Genomic DNA, 423 nt, shown 5'->3' with positions numbered 1-423 from the left:
CATTTTGCTGGGTAACCTCGTCCATCTGCAGGACCGCCTGATTCACCTGCTCGATGCCTCGGCTTTGCTGCTCCGACGCGATAGCGATTTCACCGACGATGCCTGAGACCTGCTTGATCGCCTGCTTAACATCATCCATCGTCACACCGACCGCGCTTGCCTGCTTCGCCGCGTGGTCAATCGCTTGGACCGATGAATCGATCAACTCCTTTATTTCCTTCGCGGCTGCAGCCGAACGCTGTGCAAGGCCGCGCACTGCACTCGCAACGACGGCGAAGCCCCGACCTTGTTCACCGGCGCGCGCCGCCTCCACTGCAGCATTCAGCGCAAGAATATTGGTCTGGAAGGCAATCCCTTCTATAACAGCCGTAATTTCCGAAATCTGCATCGAGCTGCTGTTCATCTTTCCAATCGCACGGACCA

General features: G+C 57.2%; 1 protein-coding gene. It reads right to left on the bottom strand.

Annotation, left to right across the window (positions count from 1 at the left end; translation table 11 throughout):
- Positions 1–423 (bottom strand): methyl-accepting chemotaxis protein (locus AB3X98_RS42095; RefSeq protein ID WP_368607225.1); only part of this gene is annotated, 423 nt, incomplete at both ends.

Origin of the sequence: Paraburkholderia sp. BR14312, assembly GCF_040948675.1 — a bacterium.
Classification (GTDB): Bacteria; Pseudomonadota; Gammaproteobacteria; order Burkholderiales; family Burkholderiaceae; genus Paraburkholderia; species Paraburkholderia nodosa_A.
Note: the sequence above shows the minus strand (reverse complement) of the source record. Positions and strands in the feature narration are given on the sequence as shown.